The 16,235-nt window shown below is 59.6% G+C and carries 23 protein-coding genes; 11 read left to right on the top strand and 12 right to left on the bottom strand.

Annotation, left to right across the window (positions count from 1 at the left end; all coding sequences use genetic code 11):
- Positions 1 to 187: 187 nt before the first annotated feature.
- Positions 188 to 409, bottom strand: a complete 222-nt coding sequence (locus F8N21_RS28350; protein WP_150645279.1) for a hypothetical protein — start codon at positions 407 to 409, stop codon at positions 188 to 190.
- Positions 410 to 528: 119 nt separating this feature from the next.
- The gene (locus F8N21_RS28345) at positions 529 to 816 is read right to left on the bottom strand and encodes a hypothetical protein (RefSeq protein WP_224788308.1); all 288 of its coding nucleotides are present in this window, start codon (positions 814 to 816) and stop codon (positions 529 to 531) included.
- 197 nt (positions 817 to 1,013) lie between these two features.
- On the opposite strand from F8N21_RS28345, the gene F8N21_RS28340 reads away from it, so the two are divergent.
- Positions 1,014 to 1,208, top strand: coding sequence for a hypothetical protein (locus tag F8N21_RS28340; RefSeq protein WP_150645278.1), 195 nt, complete (start codon positions 1,014 to 1,016; stop codon positions 1,206 to 1,208).
- A 31-nt stretch (positions 1,209 to 1,239) separates the two neighbouring features.
- Here F8N21_RS28340 and F8N21_RS28335 read toward each other — a convergent pair whose 3' ends face one another.
- The gene (locus F8N21_RS28335) at positions 1,240 to 1,683 is read right to left on the bottom strand and encodes a hemerythrin domain-containing protein (protein WP_191624424.1); all 444 of its coding nucleotides are present in this window, start codon (positions 1,681 to 1,683) and stop codon (positions 1,240 to 1,242) included.
- Positions 1,684 to 1,834: 151 nt separating this feature from the next.
- On the opposite strand from F8N21_RS28335, the gene F8N21_RS28330 reads away from it, so the two are divergent.
- Both F8N21_RS28330 and F8N21_RS28325 read left to right on the top strand, forming a co-directional pair.
- Positions 1,835 to 2,209 carry a DUF2784 domain-containing protein gene (locus F8N21_RS28330; RefSeq protein ID WP_150645276.1) on the top strand — a complete coding sequence of 125 codons (375 nt, stop codon included), beginning with the start codon at positions 1,835 to 1,837 and terminating at the stop codon, positions 2,207 to 2,209.
- Positions 2,210 to 2,512: 303 nt separating this feature from the next.
- Positions 2,513 to 2,773 (top strand): hypothetical protein, encoded by a 261-nt coding sequence (locus F8N21_RS28325; protein ID WP_150645280.1) that lies wholly within the window; start codon positions 2,513 to 2,515, stop codon positions 2,771 to 2,773.
- Positions 2,774 to 2,976: 203 nt separating this feature from the next.
- Here the strand turns inward: F8N21_RS28325 and F8N21_RS28320 are convergent, their stop codons facing one another.
- From F8N21_RS28320 to F8N21_RS28310, 3 genes are all read right to left on the bottom strand, one after another.
- Positions 2,977 to 3,891 carry a universal stress protein gene (locus F8N21_RS28320; RefSeq protein WP_150645275.1) on the bottom strand — a complete coding sequence of 305 codons (915 nt, stop codon included), beginning with the start codon at positions 3,889 to 3,891 and terminating at the stop codon, positions 2,977 to 2,979.
- Between the two features lie 66 nt (positions 3,892 to 3,957).
- Positions 3,958 to 4,419, bottom strand: coding sequence for a hypothetical protein (locus F8N21_RS28315; RefSeq protein WP_150645274.1), 462 nt, complete (start codon positions 4,417 to 4,419; stop codon positions 3,958 to 3,960).
- Positions 4,420 to 4,512: 93 nt separating this feature from the next.
- A complete protein-coding gene (locus F8N21_RS28310) occupies positions 4,513 to 4,767 on the bottom strand; it encodes a hypothetical protein (protein ID WP_150645273.1) in 255 nt (84 codons plus the stop codon).
- 104 nt (positions 4,768 to 4,871) lie between these two features.
- Here F8N21_RS28310 and F8N21_RS28305 point away from each other — a divergent pair, with 104 nt between their 5' ends.
- The 8 genes from F8N21_RS28305 to F8N21_RS28265 all read left to right on the top strand — a co-directional run bounded on the left by F8N21_RS28305 (position 4,872) and on the right by F8N21_RS28265 (position 9,999).
- Complete coding sequence (locus F8N21_RS28305) at positions 4,872 to 5,201, top strand: DUF6388 family protein (RefSeq protein WP_150645272.1); 330 nt, start codon at positions 4,872 to 4,874, stop codon at positions 5,199 to 5,201.
- A gap of 67 nt (positions 5,202 to 5,268) precedes the next feature.
- Positions 5,269 to 5,973, top strand: a complete 705-nt coding sequence (locus tag F8N21_RS28300; RefSeq protein ID WP_150645271.1) for a YoaK family protein — start codon at positions 5,269 to 5,271, stop codon at positions 5,971 to 5,973.
- 389 nt (positions 5,974 to 6,362) lie between these two features.
- Complete coding sequence (gene tusD, locus F8N21_RS28295; RefSeq protein WP_150645270.1) at positions 6,363 to 6,755, top strand: sulfurtransferase complex subunit TusD; 393 nt, start codon at positions 6,363 to 6,365, stop codon at positions 6,753 to 6,755.
- A gap of 1 nt (position 6,756) precedes the next feature.
- Positions 6,757 to 7,119, top strand: coding sequence for a sulfurtransferase complex subunit TusC (tusC, locus tag F8N21_RS28290; protein WP_150645269.1), 363 nt, complete (start codon positions 6,757 to 6,759; stop codon positions 7,117 to 7,119).
- Entirely contained in the window at positions 7,119 to 7,418 is a 300-nt protein-coding gene (gene tusB, locus F8N21_RS28285) for a sulfurtransferase complex subunit TusB (protein ID WP_150645268.1), read from the top strand. Before tusC ends, tusB begins: the two co-directional genes overlap by 1 nt.
- Positions 7,415 to 7,750 (top strand): TusE/DsrC/DsvC family sulfur relay protein, encoded by a 336-nt coding sequence (locus F8N21_RS28280; protein WP_150645267.1) that lies wholly within the window; start codon positions 7,415 to 7,417, stop codon positions 7,748 to 7,750. The genes tusB and F8N21_RS28280 overlap by 4 nt, the downstream gene beginning before the upstream one ends.
- Before the next feature lie 14 nt (positions 7,751 to 7,764).
- Positions 7,765 to 8,748 carry a glycosyl transferase family protein gene (locus tag F8N21_RS28275; protein WP_191624423.1) on the top strand — a complete coding sequence of 328 codons (984 nt, stop codon included), beginning with the start codon at positions 7,765 to 7,767 and terminating at the stop codon, positions 8,746 to 8,748.
- A gap of 249 nt (positions 8,749 to 8,997) precedes the next feature.
- Positions 8,998 to 9,999, top strand: coding sequence for a glutathione S-transferase family protein (locus F8N21_RS28265; protein WP_150645265.1), 1,002 nt, complete (start codon positions 8,998 to 9,000; stop codon positions 9,997 to 9,999).
- Between the two features lie 150 nt (positions 10,000 to 10,149).
- On the opposite strand, the gene cysG is transcribed toward F8N21_RS28265, so the two are convergent.
- The 6 genes from cysG to F8N21_RS28230 form a co-directional block, all read right to left on the bottom strand.
- Positions 10,150 to 11,544, bottom strand: a complete 1,395-nt coding sequence (gene cysG, locus F8N21_RS28260) for a siroheme synthase CysG (RefSeq protein WP_150645264.1) — start codon at positions 11,542 to 11,544, stop codon at positions 10,150 to 10,152.
- Positions 11,545 to 12,825, bottom strand: a complete 1,281-nt coding sequence (gene serS, locus F8N21_RS28255; RefSeq protein ID WP_150645263.1) for a serine--tRNA ligase — start codon at positions 12,823 to 12,825, stop codon at positions 11,545 to 11,547.
- A 16-nt stretch (positions 12,826 to 12,841) separates the two neighbouring features.
- Complete coding sequence (gene crcB / locus F8N21_RS28250) at positions 12,842 to 13,216, bottom strand: fluoride efflux transporter CrcB (protein ID WP_150645262.1); 375 nt, start codon at positions 13,214 to 13,216, stop codon at positions 12,842 to 12,844.
- Positions 13,213 to 14,538 carry a replication-associated recombination protein A gene (locus F8N21_RS28245; RefSeq protein ID WP_150645261.1) on the bottom strand — a complete coding sequence of 442 codons (1,326 nt, stop codon included), beginning with the start codon at positions 14,536 to 14,538 and terminating at the stop codon, positions 13,213 to 13,215. Before F8N21_RS28245 ends, crcB begins: the two co-directional genes overlap by 4 nt.
- Positions 14,539 to 14,781: 243 nt before the next feature.
- On the bottom strand, positions 14,782 to 15,405 hold the full coding sequence (gene lolA, locus F8N21_RS28235) for an outer membrane lipoprotein chaperone LolA (RefSeq protein ID WP_150643440.1): 624 nt from the start codon (positions 15,403 to 15,405) through the stop codon (positions 14,782 to 14,784).
- A 67-nt stretch (positions 15,406 to 15,472) separates the two neighbouring features.
- The coding region (locus F8N21_RS28230) for a DNA translocase FtsK (RefSeq protein ID WP_263597320.1) at positions 15,473 to 16,235 on the bottom strand (763 nt) is incomplete at its 5' end.

Genomic DNA, 16,235 nt, shown 5'->3' with positions numbered 1-16,235 from the left:
CCGTAAGGGCGGAACCCTGAGTCGCCGTGATCGCAGCAACGGATATGTACCCAATCAACAAAATACAAGCCGACCGGCTCTTGATCCACCGCCCCTTCGCTACGCCTGTGTGTGTGTGCCTGAAACCCGAGCTTAAGTGAACAGCATTGCGCTGATTGCGGGCTTTTTCATTCCAATGCAACTGCTTTCAGGTCCCGCCGCCCAACCCTTCTGTCGCATTGGCAAAAGCGGTGCCTGCCTCCTTCACCAGCTTGCGCCACTCGTTACCATTGATGACACCTGTGCGCTCAAGCTCATCGGCTGCTTTGAGCAGTTCATCATAATGTTCCTCTGGATCCATTCGAATTGCGGGCTCTTCCAATAGCTTGCGCCAGGCTAGCAATGCCTGTTCCTTCTGATCGTCATTCATGGCAAAACTCCGTCGACTGCCTCTTCTGTAGAAGCAGATCAACAGCTGATTGTTCAGCTATTCCGACGTGCGGCCAGGTTATACATAGCGCGCAATTCCCCAGACACGTGGGTACGCGCTCAGATTCGGTAATTCTTGAAGAGCTCCTCCTTGATAATCAGTAAGGCGTCATCGTAGTAGCGTTCACCGCGGGCCTCACTTAAGGGTATGGATCTGACGCTTCCCTCGCCATCCCGTGGCTTGTGCTCGCAGGTGATGAAGAACTCCGCCGTTTCTGCCTTGAACTCCAGGTAGTAGAACAGCTCTCTGCCCTCTCGGTCCCAGTAACCAATCTCTCTTCGCATCAGTTGCCCCAGCAGAACCGTGAATGTTGCTGATTCTAGCGGCTGTGGCCCGAATTCTTTCATACGTCTGTATGTCCGGGTACGCAGAGTGGCAACGGGTTGGGCGACTGCGCCAGGTAATGCGCCACCTGGCTTTTCATTGGTTTTGCACTCAATTGACTGACCGTCCCTCTTTGCGTCGTATCAAGGGGGGAATAAAATTGAACTAATGGCTTTTTGCTGCTATCCCATAGATACCCGTAGCAGGAGCCCCTACGTCTATGAACAAATTCGAGCAGGATGTCATTGATGCCGCCCGCGCTTGCGAGTCGCAATGCCCGCACTCCGAGAGAGCCGATGCCTTCGACGCAGCACTGGGGGCCATCGCGATACTCAAAAACAATCTTTCAGGAGAACCCCTGGAGCGCGCCCTCCTGATGCTTCGCGACTCATACACCTGGCGTGGGCGCTCCTGAGCTGTCCGCAGAGGCGCAAGCGCATGCCCCCTCAGGTGGCTGAAAGCTGTTCCTGGTATTCCTTGACGTAGCCGTTGGCCAGCGATTCTTTCTGTTTGTCGTCGAGAATCTTGCCAGCCATCTGGAAGAACTTCTGCTCTTCCTCTTTCAAGTGATGATGGACTTTTTCAGCAAGCTTTTTGGCGGTTGCCAGCCAGCCGGGGCTGGACATCTCTGTTTCGTCCAGTTCCTCCATCATTTCATCCATTTCGTGGTGCTCTGAAATGGCGTGACGACTCAAATCCACACCCTCGTCGTACTCCATCAAGGGTATGTAGAAAAACCGCTCTTCCGCCGTTTCGTGAGCCTGGAGCTCGGCTTTGAGCTGTTTGTACGCCTCGACGCGCTGCGGGTTGTCTCCGCTGGTCTGGATCAGTGCGTCAGCGTAAGTGCGTTGCCGCTCGTGGCTCTCGCGCAGGGCTTCGAAGATATTCAATGGCGTCTCTCCAGCATCGCTTCCAGAAACGGAAGCACTGATGACTAGACCTTTTCGCCAAACGGCTAGTTCCGCCGGTCTGTGAAGCCACAGGTTTGCCCGGGTGCTATGGTGAGTTTTCGTCTCACGCGCCAGGAGCGACGGAGTCGACATGTACTACCGGATAGCCGCCGACGGGCTGGTGCTGTTCCATTTGCTGTTCATTGTCTTCGTGCTGGGCGGCGGGCTGCTGGTGCTCAAATGGCGCCCGCTGTGCTGGTGGCACTTGCCTGCGGTGGCCTGGGGAGTGGCGGTCGAGGTCTTCCACTTGCCCTGTCCGTTGACCGGATGGGAAAACGACCTGCGCCTGGCCGCCGGCGAAGCAGGTTATGGCAGCAGTTTCATCGAACATTATCTGTGGCCGCTGATTTATCCGGCCGGACTGACACCTGGCATACAACTATGGCTGGGCGCGCTGGTGCTGCTGATCAATCTGTTGGTCTACCTGGTGTTGCTGAGGCAATGGAAGCAGGGTCGGAGTATCTAGACAGAACCTCGGCTTACCCCCGTAGCAGCTGCCGAAGGCTGCGTTCGGTCTGGGCCGCATCCGGACGAAGCGGTCGTAAAATCAGGCACTGCGGTATTCCAGACAATCCGTGCAAGCAGGATTTGCGACTGCTGCGCAGTCGAACGCAGCCTACGGCAGCTGCTACGGAACCCGGAGTCATCAACTCGAGCAGCTAGTATTGGAGAAGGCTTAACCCATTCATGGCACTTCAACCGGTGCCTGTTCAATCCCCCGGGCTCCCGATCAGTTATCTGGAGGCGGCGGTATTTGAAGGAGATCATCATGTGGCTCAACGAACTTGAACAGGATCTGCGACGCGACCTTCAGGGCGTCGCGTCTGACTTGCGCTGGTCGGCTGTCGAATTGCTGCGTATCGCTGAACAATTGAAAAATGCCGGGAATGACGCAGACGCTCAGGCGATGCGCAGGATGTGTGATTTATTCCAGGACAACGAGAAGCGGCTGACCGCCTACGCCAATGAGGTCAAGGGCCGGCATATCAAACGCATTAAAGCCGATGAACCGCCGCCTGGTGCTGCATGATATCGCGCACAGATATTCGCTTGAAGGCGTCCACCAGCTAACGCTCTTCCTCGATCTCGTAAGAAATAGCCAGTCGCACGGTCGCCTCGCCGGTGGCAGCCATGCTTGAGTAACCAGAGTGTCGGCCGGATGCCCTCCAGGCAGCACTCTGCGAGAGTGTGGCCTGAAGGGCATCGGTTGCGACCGCCTGAGCTTAAGCCCTTTCAGCCGTCCTGCTTATTGATCGACTCACCCTCTATTGCCAACACATTACAACGCACGTGTTGCAGAACATGCTCGGTGGTGCTGCCAATCAGCTTGCCCAGCCCTTTGTGATGCACATTGCCCATGACGATCACATCGGCCCGGCTATGGGCGACGAAGTTAGCCAGGGCCTTGGTCAGCGGCCCCGCGATGAAATGCTGGCGCTCGACTGGCACGTCGTACTGCCTGGCCAGGACAGCAAAGGTTTTTTCCAGGGAGCGACGCACGTCGCTGCCGAAGCCCGGCATGGTTACGGCGCCCGCACCCGCATCGGCTATCTGAGTGTGGCTCAGGTCGTAGGCATGCAGCAGGTGCAGCTCGGCATCGCATTGCTCGGCCAGGTCCTGTGCAGCCTGAATGATGCTGTCGTTGATCCCGTGGATCTGCCCCGCCGGATGTGCCGGATCAACAGCCGCCACGACCACCCTGGGCAGCGGACAGCGGACCTCGCTGACCAGATGCACCGCAGCCGGGCAATGGCGCAGCAGTTGCCAATCCAGGGGAGTCATGACCGCGCCTTTGAGCGCTGACTCGTGGTGCAGGTCCTTGATCACCAGGTCCGGCCGCATCTGATTCACATGCTGGAGAATTTCTTGCAGAGGATCGCGGGTCACCAGTACTTCGGTGGTCACTTCGAGGCCTTTGTGGCGTAGCACACCCGCTTCATCCATGAGCCACTGTTCGTTCTCTTGCCGACTGGTCTCGCGCTGTTGCTTGCTGTCGCTCATCAACCGCATAAGGTCGAAGTCTTCGATGAACACCGCGATATGCAGCGCTGCATCCGTGGCTTCGGCAATCGCGACCGCCCGCTCCATCGCCGGCGAGTGGCGCATGGTTGGAGCGGCTATCAGAAATAGTCGCAGATACTGGCTCATATGGCACCTCCAAACATCCCGGGTTATCCGCTACTGCCTGGTATGACACCTATTAATATACGCCTGCTACTCCTGCCCCAGCGCATAGAGCAAGGAAAGCCCCAAACCCACGATGGCATCGTCGGCATGGTTTGAAGAAGCCCGGAGATTGATCGGTTCTGCGCTGTCATGGCCTGGATGGGCCACGCCTTGCAAGGTGATATGAATGGCCCATACCGACTGCCAGACCGGTTGATCCGCAGGGCATTTATTCTGCCTTTCGATGAGATATTTTGCGTACAGGCCGGCTTCGTTGGCGAAAATCCGCAGGTGCGCCCTGGCCATGCCAAACGGCGATTCAATCCGCCAGGAAGTGTCATCCCCAAGCACCTCGAACTTTACCCCGAGGCGCGCTCTCGAGTGGTCGTCATCGAAATATTCCTTCAACTTCGCGGACAACCTGACCGCGTATTTTTTCAGCTCCCGCGCCTCTTCCGCGACGCTAGTGACCGTAGCCCACTGCTCTTCGGTTATCGATTGATAGCTCATGGCAACCTCCCGCGCTGCCTGGGCTACAGTAAGAGCCAGGCGTCACGCAAGCCGATAAATGACCGGGCCGGGGATGCCGGCCCGGCTCGGTCACTAGTTTTTTTGAACGCTTTTAATGTCCTGTAAAGCCCGATTGGTCAGGTTTATGCACTTTTGAGTGTCGCCAGCGGCTTGCGCTTTTTCTGCTTCCATTCGCGCACTTCGAATTTTATCCAGTTGAGGCTGGCCGATCACCGGGGTCGCTTTAAGGTCTCTGATCTTTTGCAGATTGATAGCGCACAGGTCGTCCGCAGCAAAGAGCGGCGTCGCGACCAATGCGCCAACTAAAAATAGAATGGATCGTTTCATCGCACTCTCACTTCTATTTGGATGCATGGAATATCACTATAGATCGTGGTACGTATTCATGGGTGGCTACACCCGACAATCAAGCAAACCATCAAGGACCGCCGATGCCGCCGATCGAACCCCATCACCAGCAGGCTCTGGATAAATTCCTGCTGCAACACCCACAGCTCAAGGAGGAGCTCGATCACCTGAACCCTTTGGCTGCCCAGGCCAGGGGCGAGACGCTGGAGCAGTATCGCGACGAGCGCCTGCATGAAGCGTTCGAAGCAGAAGCCGAGCGCCTGGGCCTGTTTGCCTGGGAGCTGACCTTGCAGCTGACCGCCGCATCGCCCCAGGACTACCAGGCCCGGAGAATGGAGGTGCACAAGGAGGTGGCTGAAATGGCCGGCATGGACTGGGCGCAATATTGCCAATTGAATGGTCTCGACAAGTGACCAAAGCCCTATAGCGCCTGAAGCCCGATAGCGCCTATAAAGGTTCTTTGCCGATGATATTTCGCTGATGCTGCCCACCTCACCTAAAAACCATTCCCATCCCGGCCTGCGGCACACCCAAAAATGGCGCGGGCGCATCGGAATGTGCCTGGTCGCGAGCCTTTCGGTATTGGCCGGGATGACCGATGCCATAGGCTTCATGGCCACCGGCGACTTCGTCTCCTTCATGAGCGGCAACACCACGCGTCTGGCGGTAGCGATCAGCGACGGTGACCTGGGATTGACCCTGCGGCTGTTTCTCCTGGTCGTCACCTTTATCGCCGGCAATGCCCTGGGCATTGTCGTCAGTCGAATCGGCGGTCGGCGCGCCCTGCCCTTGCTGTTGTGCGTCGCCACCCTGCTATGCGCCGCCGCGGTCTGGCCGTTTGAAACACAGTTACCCGCCTTGCTGGCGGCGATCATTGCCATGGGCATGCTTAACGCCGCCGTCGAAGAGGTCAACGGCCTGCCTGTCGGGCTGACCTACGTGACCGGCGCACTTTCACGCTTTGGTCGCGGCCTGGGACGCTGGATGCTCGGGGAACGGCGCAATGGCTGGCGAGTGCAGTTGATCCCCTGGACCGGAATGTTTGCCGGCGCTGTCCTCGGCGCGCTGCTCGAGCATCAATTGGGGATCAAGGCACTGTTTGTCAGCGGCTTGTTTGCCGCGATTCTCGGTGTTGCCTCGCTGAAAATCCCCCATCGCTGGCAACTGGGCTACATGCCACGCTGATCCTTGATCATGGCCAGGCCCTTCTGCCGGTCCGTTGAGCTACGCGAACTCGTAGCAGCTGCCGAAGCCTGCGTTCGGCGTAGCAGCTGGCGAAGCCTGCGTTGGCGTAGCAGCTGCCGAAGGCTGCGTTCGGCTGCGCAGCAGTCGTAAAATCAGGCACCGCGGTATTCCAGACAACCCGTGCAAGCAGGATTTGCGACTGCTTCGCAGCCGAACGCAGGCTTCGCCAGCTGCTACGCCCAATGCAGCCTTCGCCAGCTGCTACGGGGGGCAGCGCTGAACCTCAAACTCCTGAACTGACCTGTTAGGGCCAGACAAGACCGAAACGGATTTCGCCGACGCGGCGATAAAGCTTTATCATTGCCCCAGGTTTGCTGACAGAGTTCGTCATGAAGTTCGCCATTGCCCTTTTCTCCGCCGCCCATGCGCCCTCCTCGCGCCGCGCCCTGCTGTTTGCCCAGGCAGCGCTGGCCGGCGGGCACCAGATCGTGCGGCTGTTTTTCTATCAGGATGGCGTTTACAACGCTCAAGACACTAGCGTTACCCCGCAGGATGAACTGGATCTGGCCCGGCAATGGCGCGCGTTCGTCACCGAGCATCAGCTCGACGGCGTGGTGTGTATCGCTGCCGCCTTGCGCCGTGGCGTGCTGAATGAAGAAGAAGCCCGAAGGTATCAGCGTTCTGCGGTCAATTTGAGCGTGCCCTGGGAGTTGTCCGGACTCGGGCAACTGCATGACGCGGTACAAGCGGCCGACCGCTTGATGTGTTTCGGAGGGCCATGAAATGCCTAGATCCTTGCTGATTATCAGCCGGCAGGCACCCTGGTCCGGCCCCGGCGCTCGTGAAGCCCTGGATATCGTGCTGGCTGGCGGCGCCTTTGATTTGCCGATCGGCCTGTTGTTTCTCGATGACGGGGTCTTCCAGCTGGCACCGACACAGAACGCCAAAGCCGTGCAACAAAAGGATCTCAGCGCCAATCTGCAAGCCTTGTCGCTGTTTGGCGTGGAGGATGTGTTTGCCTGCGGCAACAGTGTCAAGGAACGTGGTTTTGCACCCTCGGCGCTGAACATGGACACTGTGCAGTTGCTGAACCCGGAGCAAATCGCTTCGATTATTGATCGTTACGACCAGGTCATTACCCTCTGATGTCGACTTTGCATGTGTTGTCCCACTCGCCGTTTACCGATAACCGGCTGACCAGTTGCCTGCGCCTGCTTGGCGCGCAGGATGCCATCCTGCTCTGCGGGGACGCGCTGTATGCCCTGCAACCCGACAGCGCACCGCTCAGGGCGCTGCAAGCACGGGCCGACACCCTGTGCTTGTTCGTCCTCGAGGAAGACCGTCAGGCCCGTGGCCTGGAAATCCCGGACTGGGTCAAAAGCGTCGACTATCCGGGGTTCGTCGAGCTGTCGATTCACTATGACAAGGTCAACAGCTGGTTATGAGTTCGCTGATCGTAGGTGCACAGAGCATCGACCTCGACAAAGACGGCTATCTGGTCAACCTGAGCGATTGGTCGGCGGAGGTCGCGAGTGCCCTGGCCGCGGCCGAAGAACTCGAGTTGAGCCCGGAGCACTGGGAAATTCTCGAGTTGCTGCGTGGCTTTTATCAAGAGTTCCAGCTGTCTCCGGCGACCCGCCCGCTGATCAAGTACACCGCACTGAAGCTGGGCCCGGACAAGGGCAACAGCCTGCACCTGAACCGATTGTTCAAAGGCACTCCCGCCAAACTTGCCGCCAAGCTGGCGGGCCTGCCCAAACCGACTAATTGCTTATGACCGATTTTGCGCCGTTGATCACCGAAACACCCGCCGAGCACCCTTTCGCCCAATTCGTGCGAATCCTTGGCAAAGGCAAGCGTGGTGCCCGCAGCCTGACCCGCGAAGAAGCGCGGGAGGCCATGGGCATGCTGCTCGACGAAAAAGTCGAGGACACCCAGCTGGGCGCGTTCCTGATGCTGTTGCGGCACAAGGAGGAAAGCCCGGAAGAACTGGCCGGCTTTACCGAAGCGCTGCGTCAGCGATTGAAGGCACCCGCCTTGCAGGTCGATCTGGACTGGCCGACCTATGCCGGCAAGAAACGTCATCTGCCGTGGTACCTGCTGGCCGCCAAATGCCTGGCGCAGAATGGCGTGCGCATTCTAATGCACGGCGGCGGCGCGCATACCGCCGGCCGCCTGTACAGCGAGCAATTGCTCGAGCTATTGCAGATCCCGCTGTGCCGCAATTGGCAGCAGGTCGGGACCGCGCTGGAGCAAGGCAATCTGGCGTTTATCCCGCTCGGCGATTGGGCGCCGCAGATGCAACGGATGATCGACCTGCGCAACACCCTTGGCTTGCGTTCGCCCATCCATTCCCTGGCGCGGATTCTCAACCCACTGGGCGCTCGTTGTGGCCTGCAAAGTATCTTCCATCCCGGTTACCAGGGCGTGCACCGCGATGCCAGCGGCCTGCTGGGTGACAACAGCATTGTCATCAAAGGCGATGGCGGCGAGATCGAAATCAACCCGGATACCATCAGCCATTTGTACGGCACTACCGGTGGTGAAAGCTGGGATGAGGAATGGCCGGCGCTGTCGGCCCAACGCCATGTCAAACCCGCGACCCTGGACCCCGGGCAATTGACCGCGTTATGGCGCGGCGAGGTGCAGGACAGCTACCCGCAACTGGCGCTGATCTCGACCATGGCCCTGGCCCTGCGCGGCCTTGGCACGCCGCGAGAGCAGGCCTTCGAACTGGCGCAGCAATACTGGGATGCTCGGGACAAATCGATTTAACCGATCATTAGCGCCCAACCTTTGCGCTTTTTGTTCGAACTCATATGAATAGACTGAACTCCAACGCACAGTGTCCCGTCTCACCAATACGGTGCATTTTTGACGAGTGGCTGTTGTTGTCAGGCAAGGCGCCGCGACGAGTCATAGCCCGCTATGGCGAGGAGCGGCAACGCAGCTTGACGACAACAGACGCCGTCAAAATGCAACAGCTATTGGTGAGACGGGACACACGACCGAGGAGTTTTCGCGATGGGTTTGCTGGTTGAAGGGCACTGGCGTGACCAGTGGTACGAGAGCGGCAAAGACGGCGAGTTCCAGCGCGAACAAGCCCAGCGCCGTAACTGGCTGACTGCCGACGGCACGCCGGGCCCGACCGGCGACGGTGGCTTCCCGGCCGAGGCCGGCCGTTATCACCTCTATGTGTCGCTCGCCTGCCCCTGGGCTCACCGCACGCTGATCCTGCGCAAACTCAAAGGTCTTGAAAGCCTGATCAGTGTCTGCGTGGTCAGTTGGTTGATGCTGGAAAACGGCTGGACCTTCGATAAAGCTTTCGGCTCCAGCGGCGACCGCCTGGACCATCTGACCTACCTGCATCAGCGCTACACCGCAGATACCGCCGACTACACCGGCCGGGTCACGGTGCCGATGCTCTGGGACAATAAACACAAACGCATCGTCAACAATGAATCGGCGGAAATCATCCGCATGTTCAACAGTGCCTTCGACGAGCTGACCGGCAATCGCCTGGACTTCTACCCGCCACCGCTGCGGGCGGCGATTGATGAGCTGAACGAACGGATCTATCCGGCGGTAAACAACGGCGTATATCGCGCAGGCTTCGCCACTTCGCAAAAGGCCTATGAACAAGCCTTCGATGAGCTGTTCAGCGAACTCGACTGGCTGGAAAAACGCCTGGGCGAGCAGCGCTATCTGACCGGCGAATACCTCACCGAAGCCGATATCCGCCTGTTCACCACGCTGATTCGCTTCGACGCGGTGTATTACAGCCACTTCAAGTGCAACCTGCGGCGGATTGCCGATTACCCGAATCTGTCGAACTGGCTAAGGGAGTTGTATCAGTGGCCCGGGATTGCCCAGACCGTGGACTTCAGCCACATCAAGGGGCACTACTACTCGAGTCACCGCACGATCAATCCCAATGGCCTCGTGCCGAAGGGGCCGGAGCAGGATTTCAATGCCGGGCATGATCGGGGGCGGTTGAGCGGGAAAGGGGTTTGGCAGAACAAATGATTGCAGGATGATTTAGGTGTTTGTTGCCCAAAAAAGATCGCAGCCTGCGGCAGCTCCTACACAGGCCCTGTCCACCCGTGATTTATCGGGTGTACACAAAATCTGTAGGAGCTGCCGCAGGCTGCGATCTTTTAAGCCAGGCGACTCAGATCAAATCTGAGACTGCGCCCCTTCAAACCACTTCAGCTTCTCGCGCAGCTGCACCACTTCCCCGACAATCACCAGGGTCGGCGCATGAACTTTATGTTCGGCGACCAGCTGTGGAAGGTTGCCCAGGGTGCCGGTAAAGACCCGCTGGTTCGAGGTGGTGCCCTGCTGGATCAGTGCCGCGGGCGTATCCGCCGAACGGCCGTGCTTGATCAGTTCATTGCAGATGATCGGCAAGCCGATCAAGCCCATGTAGAACACCAGGGTCTGCGCCGGGGCCACCAGGTCGCTCCACGGCAAATCCGAGGTGCCATCCTTCAGGTGCCCGGTGATAAACCGCACCGACTGCGCATAATCACGATGAGTCAGTGGAATCCCGGCATAAGCCGCACAACCGCTGGCCGCGGTGATACCTGGCACGACCTGGAACGGTATGCCTTGAGCCGCCAGTTCTTCGATCTCTTCGCCACCACGGCCGAAGATGAACGGATCGCCACCTTTCAAGCGCAGCACCCGCTTGCCCTGCCTGGCCAGATCGACCAATTGCTGGTTGATCTGCTCCTGAGGCACGGCGTGCTCGGCCCGACGCTTGCCGACGTAGACCCGGTCAGCATCACGCCGGCACAGCTCGAGAATCGCCGGTGCCACCAGACGGTCGTACAGCACCACATCCGCTTGCTGCATCAAACGCAGGGCGCGGAAGGTCAACAGGTCCGGATCGCCCGGCCCCGCGCCAACCAGATAGACCTCACCGGTGGCCACAGGCGCAGTGCCATTGATCTTGGCCAGCAGCAGATGCTCGGCTTCCGCGCCCTGCCCGGCCAGTTGGCGGTCGGCAATCGGCCCCTGGAAAACATCTTCCCAGAAGGCCCGGCGCTGCTGCACATCCGGGAACAGACCCTTGACCTGGGTGCGGAACCGCGCCGCCAGACCGGCCAATTGGCCATAGGTCGACGGAATCCAGGTTTCCAGCTTGGCCCGAATCAGCCGCGCCAGCACCGGCGCATCGCCGCCACTGGAAACCGCAATCACCAGGGGCGAGCGATCGACGATCGCCGGGAAAATCACGCTGCACAATGCCGGAGCATCGACCACGTTGACCGGCACGCAACGCTGCTGCGCATCTCTGGACACCTGGGCATTCAGCAGTGGGTCGTCAGTGGCGGCAATGATCAGCACGCAGCCTTCGAGATCGGCCTCGGCATAACCGCGCAACACACACTCACCGCCACTGTTCTGCACCAGCTCGCGCAGCTGGACTTCTATTTCAGGCGCAACCACCCGCAGCAGCGCACCGGCATCGGCCAGCAGGCGGGATTTGCGCAAGGCAATCTCCCCCCCGCCGACGACCAATACACGGCTGCCACGCAGGTTGTGGAACAGCGGCAGATAGTCCATTTAGCCAATGACCTCTATGTCACCCATGTACGGCTTGAGCACCGCCGGTACACGGATCGAACCGTCGGCCTGCTGATAGTTCTCCAGCACTGCCACCAGGGTACGACCCACCGCCAGACCGGAACCGTTCAGGGTGTGAACCAGTTCAGGCTTGCCGGTTTCCGGGTTGCGGAAGCGCGCCTGCATGCGCCGGGCCTGGAAGTCGCCGCAGTTGGAGCACGAGGAAATCTCGCGGTATTTGTCCTGGCTCGGGATCCACACTTCCAGGTCGTAGGTCTTGACCGCGCTGAAGCCCATGTCGCCGGTGCACAGCGCCAGCACGCGATACGGCAGCTCGAGCAATTGCAGGACCTTCTCGGCGTTCCCGGTCAGGCCTTCCAGCGCTTCCATCGACGTCGATGGTTCGACGATCTGGACCATCTCGACCTTGTCGAACTGGTGCTGGCGAATCATCCCGCGGGTGTCGCGGCCCGAGGCACCGGCTTCACTGCGGAAGCACGGCGTGTGGGCGACGAACTTCATCGGCAGCAGCTTCGAATCGAGAATCTCGCCGGACACGATGTTGGTCAGCGACACTTCAGCGGTCGGGATCAGGTACAGATCGGCTTCGCCTTCGCGGCTGATCTTGAACAGGTCTTCTTCGAATTTCGGCAACTGGCCGGTGCCCTGCAAGGCCGGGGCCTGAACCAGGTACGGGGTGTAAGCCTCTTCGTAGCCGTGTTCGTTGATGTGCAGGTTGATCATGAACTGCGCCAGTGCGCGGTGCAGACGAGCAATCGGCCCGCGCAGCAGCGCAAAACGCGCGCCAGAGAGCTTGGCCGCGGTCTCGAAGTCCAGCCAGCCAAATTTCTCGCCCAGGGCGACGTGATCCTTGACCTCGAAGTCGAAGGTGGTCGGCGTGCCCCAGCTGCGCACTTCAACGTTGGCTTCTTCATCGGCACCGATCGGCACGGACTCGTGAGGCAGGTTGGGGATGTTCAGCAGAATCGAGTCCAGCTCGGTCTGAATCGCGTCCAGCTCGACTTTACCGCTATTGAGCTCATTGGCCATGCGCTCGACATCCGCCATCAGCGGCGCTATGTCTTCGCCGCGCTGCTTGGCCTGACCGATGGATTTGGAGCGCGCATTACGTTCAGCCTGCAGTTGTTCGGTGCGGGTCTGGACGATCTTGCGCTGTTCTTCCAGCGCTTCGATGCGCGCGACATCCAGGGTAAAGCCACGGGATGCCAGGCGGTCCGCTACGTCCTGCAGGTTGCTACGTAACAGTTTGGAATCGAGCATGTCGGTCTCTCGTTTATCAAAGTTTGGTCAAGGACAGGCCAGCCCAGGTCGCGAGCAGCCCGCCGAATACGCTGATAGCCGCATAGCCCAGGGCCAGCGGCGCTTGCCCGGTTTCCAGCAAGCGCAGCGTATCCAGTGAAAAGGATGAAAAAGTTGTCAGGCCACCAAGGAAGCCCACTATCAACCCGGCACGCACCTCAAGGGGCACCTCCGGGCGGAGCAAAAACAAACCGTATAAAACGCCGATCAACAGGCAGCCCACGATATTAACGGCCAGCGTAGCGGTATAAAAGTGCCGCGGCCAATTAGCATTGATCCAGTTGCCTGTGGCAAAGCGCAGCAGGGTCCCGGCGACTCCGCCAACGGAGACCGCGACGATCAATGGAATCAAGGCTTTCTCCGCTGCCGGGGGCTGAGCCGGTCCAGCGCGGCGAGGTGATTGAGCTTCTCGCCGATCTTCAGTTCAAGGCCACGGGGCACCGGCTGGTAGAAGTGCTGCGGCTCAAGCGCGTCCGGGAAGTAGTCCTCACCGGCGGCATAGGCCTCGGGCTCATCGTGGGCGTAACGGTATTCGTCGCCATAACCCAGCTGCTTCATCAGCTTGGTCGGCGCATTGCGCAAATGCAGCGGCACTTCCAGCGAACCGTGCTCGGCAGCACTGCGCATGGCGGCTTTGAAGCCCATGTACACCGCATTGCTTTTCGGCGCACAGGCCAGATAGGTGATGGCCTGGGCCACCGCCAACTCGCCCTCGGGGCTGCCCAGGCGTTCCTGGACGTCCCACGCGGCCAGACACAGGCTCAACGCGCGCGGATCGGCATTGCCGATGTCTTCACTGGCCATGCGCACCACGCGTCGCGCCAGGTACAGCGGATCGCAGCCGCCGTCGAGCATGCGCGCGAACCAGTACAGCGCGCCGTCCGGGTTGGAACCACGCACCGATTTGTGCAACGCCGAGATCTGGTCGTAAAAGGCTTCGCCGCCCTTGTCGAAGCGCCGGCGGGTATCCCCCAACAGGCTTTGCAGCAGCTCGATGCCGATTTCCGTGCCGTCTTCGGCCAGGTCGGAAGCGTTCTCCAGCAGGTTGAGCAAACGCCGTCCATCGCCGTCGGCAGCGCTGAGCAGCATCTTGAAGCCTTCGTCACTGAGGCTCAGCTGGCGTTTGCCAAGGCCGCGTTCTTCAGTCAGTGCGCGCTGTACCAGTTTGTGCAGCGCCGCTTCGTCGAGGCTTTTGAGCACGTAGACCCGAGCCCGGGACAGCAGCGCGTTATTCAGTTCGAACGAGGGGTTTTCCGTGGTCGCGCCGATAAAGATCAGGGTGCCGTCTTCGACGTAGGGTAGAAAGGCGTCCTGTTGCGACTTGTTGAAGCGATGCACTTCGTCGACGAACAGGATGGTCCGGCGGCCGTATTGCCCGGCCTGCTGCTTGGCGATTTCCACCGCCTGGCGAATCTCCTTGACCCCGGCCAGTACCGCCGAGACCGTTTCGAAATGCGCATCCGAGACTTCTGCCAGCAGCCGCGCCAGGGTGGTTTTACCCACACCCGGCGGCCCCCAGAAAATCATCGAGTGCAGGGCACCCTGCTCCAGGGCTTCGCGCAGCGGCTTGCCACGAGCGAGCAGGTGTTCCTGACCGACATACTCGTCCAGGTTGGCAGCGCGCAGGCGTGCTGCCAAAGGTTGAGCGATCGGGGCACTGCGAAACAGATCCATCACGTACTGTTGAAACCTCGCTTTATTACGTCGCTCTCAAGTCTGGCGAAAATCCTGTGGCGAGGGGGCTTGCCCCCGTTCGGCTGCGAAGCAGTCGTAAACAATTCAACCGTATTCATTCAGGCAGAACGCGTTTTCCGAATTGCGACCGCTTCGCGCTCGAACGGGGGCAAGCCCCCTCGCCACAACAAGCCCCCTCGCCACACAAGCCCGCTCCCACAGGTTACTCTTGCGTCCTGCGGATTATTCCTGAATCACATCGGCACCCTTGGGGATGTCGAACTTGAACCTGGACGGCGGAATCGGCTGGTTGGCCTTCACGCCGGTGAACAGGATATTGGTGCGCTGGCCGACGCTGTCGATCAGCTGCATGTCATTGACCAGACCGTTGCGGAACGACAGACGCAGGCTGTCGAACAGGGTGTCCTTGGTTTTCGGCTTGAGGGTGAAGTCGATCACCCCGCCGGCTTCCTTGGCGCTGATGTCGAAGCTTTCGCTGATCTTCGACACGTCGCCGGACAGCAGCAAGGCCGGGGTCTGGGTCAGGCGCTGATCGAGCTTTTTGATGGTGACCTGCTCCAGGTCCGGATCCCACAGGGAAACCTTCTTGCCATCGGAAACCATCAGCTGCTCTTGCGGTGCGTCGGTGTGCCAGTAGAACAGGCCAGGACGCTGCAGGGACATTTCACCCGCGGTTTCCTGCAATTGAGTGCCGCTGCCATCGAGGGTCAGCTGGGAGAAACGCGCCGTCAGGGTCTGCGACTTTTCGAGCAACTGAGTCAGACGCGCCACATCTTTGCTGTCGGCATGGGCCGAGAGAGTGGTTAAAGCCAGTACCGGCAACAACAGCATGCGGATAAGACGCATGGGAGTCCTCATAACATTCGTGGGGAGAGTGGCGGCGCATCACTGCCCCGCCGCTGTTCAATTCAGGTCAGTCGCGCACCGGGCCTGGAGCCAGGACTTCACGGGAACCGTTGGTATTCATGGAAGTCACGACTCCGGCCATTTCCATGGCTTCGATCATGCGCGCGGCGCGGTTGTAGCCGATTTTCAGCTTGCGCTGAACCGCGGAGATGGACGCCCGACGGCTTTCCAGGACGAACTGCACCGCTTCGTCGTAGAGCGCATCGGATTCGCTGTCTTCGTCGCCGCCGCTGCCGCCTTCAAAGCCACTACCGGCCTCTTCGACACCCGCGAGGATCTGGTCGTTGTATTCCGGTGCGCCACGCAGTTTCCAGGCTTCAACCACCCGGTGCACCTCTTCATCGGAGACGAAGGCACCGTGGACCCGGATCGGCAGGCTGGTCCCCGGCGGCATGTAGAGCATGTCACCGTGACCCAGCAGTTGTTCGGCGCCGCCCTGATCGATGATGGTTCGCGAATCGATCTTGCTCGATACCTGGAACGCCATACGCGTTGGAATGTTCGCCTTGATCAGACCGGTGATCACATCAACCGACGGACGCTGGGTCGCGAGGATCAAGTGAATACCGGCAGCACGGGCCTTCTGAGCGATACGGGCGATCAGTTCTTCGACCTTCTTGCCGACGATCATCATCATGTCGGCGAATTCGTCGACCACCACCACTATGGTCGGCAGCTTGACCAGCAGCGGCGCTTCGTCGTGAATGCTTTCGCGCTTGTACAAAGGGTCGGTCAACGGCGTGCCGGCGTCCTGAGCTTCCTTGATCTTG

The organism is Pseudomonas fluorescens, assembly GCF_902497895.1.
GTDB classification, from domain to species: Bacteria; Pseudomonadota; Gammaproteobacteria; order Pseudomonadales; family Pseudomonadaceae; genus Aquipseudomonas; species Aquipseudomonas fluorescens_BP.
Note: the sequence above shows the minus strand (reverse complement) of the source record. Positions and strands in the feature narration are given on the sequence as shown.

Bases quoted from the DNA above. Each gene is read 5' to 3' on its own strand.
- serS (WP_150645263.1), bottom strand. From the start codon at position 12,825: ATGCTCGATTCCAAACTGTTACGTAGCAACCTGCAGGACGTAGCGGAC.
- F8N21_RS28325 (WP_150645280.1), top strand. From the start codon at position 2,513: ATGTGGCTCAACGAACTTGAACAGGATCTGCGACGCGACCTTCAGGGC.
- F8N21_RS28320 (WP_150645275.1), bottom strand. From the start codon at position 3,891: ATGAGCCAGTATCTGCGACTATTTCTGATAGCCGCTCCAACCATGCGC.
- F8N21_RS28245 (WP_150645261.1), bottom strand. From the start codon at position 14,538: ATGGATCTGTTTCGCAGTGCCCCGATCGCTCAACCTTTGGCAGCACGC.
- F8N21_RS28345 (WP_224788308.1), bottom strand. From the start codon at position 816: ATGAAAGAATTCGGGCCACAGCCGCTAGAATCAGCAACATTCACGGTT.
- F8N21_RS28280 (WP_150645267.1), top strand. From the start codon at position 7,415: ATGAGTTCGCTGATCGTAGGTGCACAGAGCATCGACCTCGACAAAGAC.
- tusB (WP_150645268.1), top strand. From the start codon at position 7,119: ATGTCGACTTTGCATGTGTTGTCCCACTCGCCGTTTACCGATAACCGG.
- F8N21_RS28305 (WP_150645272.1), top strand. From the start codon at position 4,872: ATGCCGCCGATCGAACCCCATCACCAGCAGGCTCTGGATAAATTCCTG.
- F8N21_RS28350 (WP_150645279.1), bottom strand. From the start codon at position 409: ATGAATGACGATCAGAAGGAACAGGCATTGCTAGCCTGGCGCAAGCTA.
- F8N21_RS28330 (WP_150645276.1), top strand. From the start codon at position 1,835: ATGTACTACCGGATAGCCGCCGACGGGCTGGTGCTGTTCCATTTGCTG.
- F8N21_RS28315 (WP_150645274.1), bottom strand. From the start codon at position 4,419: ATGAGCTATCAATCGATAACCGAAGAGCAGTGGGCTACGGTCACTAGC.
- cysG (WP_150645264.1), bottom strand. From the start codon at position 11,544: ATGGACTATCTGCCGCTGTTCCACAACCTGCGTGGCAGCCGTGTATTG.
- F8N21_RS28310 (WP_150645273.1), bottom strand. From the start codon at position 4,767: ATGAAACGATCCATTCTATTTTTAGTTGGCGCATTGGTCGCGACGCCG.
- tusC (WP_150645269.1), top strand. From the start codon at position 6,757: ATGCCTAGATCCTTGCTGATTATCAGCCGGCAGGCACCCTGGTCCGGC.
- F8N21_RS28265 (WP_150645265.1), top strand. From the start codon at position 8,998: ATGGGTTTGCTGGTTGAAGGGCACTGGCGTGACCAGTGGTACGAGAGC.
- F8N21_RS28340 (WP_150645278.1), top strand. From the start codon at position 1,014: ATGAACAAATTCGAGCAGGATGTCATTGATGCCGCCCGCGCTTGCGAG.
- F8N21_RS28300 (WP_150645271.1), top strand. From the start codon at position 5,269: ATGCTGCCCACCTCACCTAAAAACCATTCCCATCCCGGCCTGCGGCAC.
- tusD (WP_150645270.1), top strand. From the start codon at position 6,363: ATGAAGTTCGCCATTGCCCTTTTCTCCGCCGCCCATGCGCCCTCCTCG.
- lolA (WP_150643440.1), bottom strand. From the start codon at position 15,405: ATGCGTCTTATCCGCATGCTGTTGTTGCCGGTACTGGCTTTAACCACT.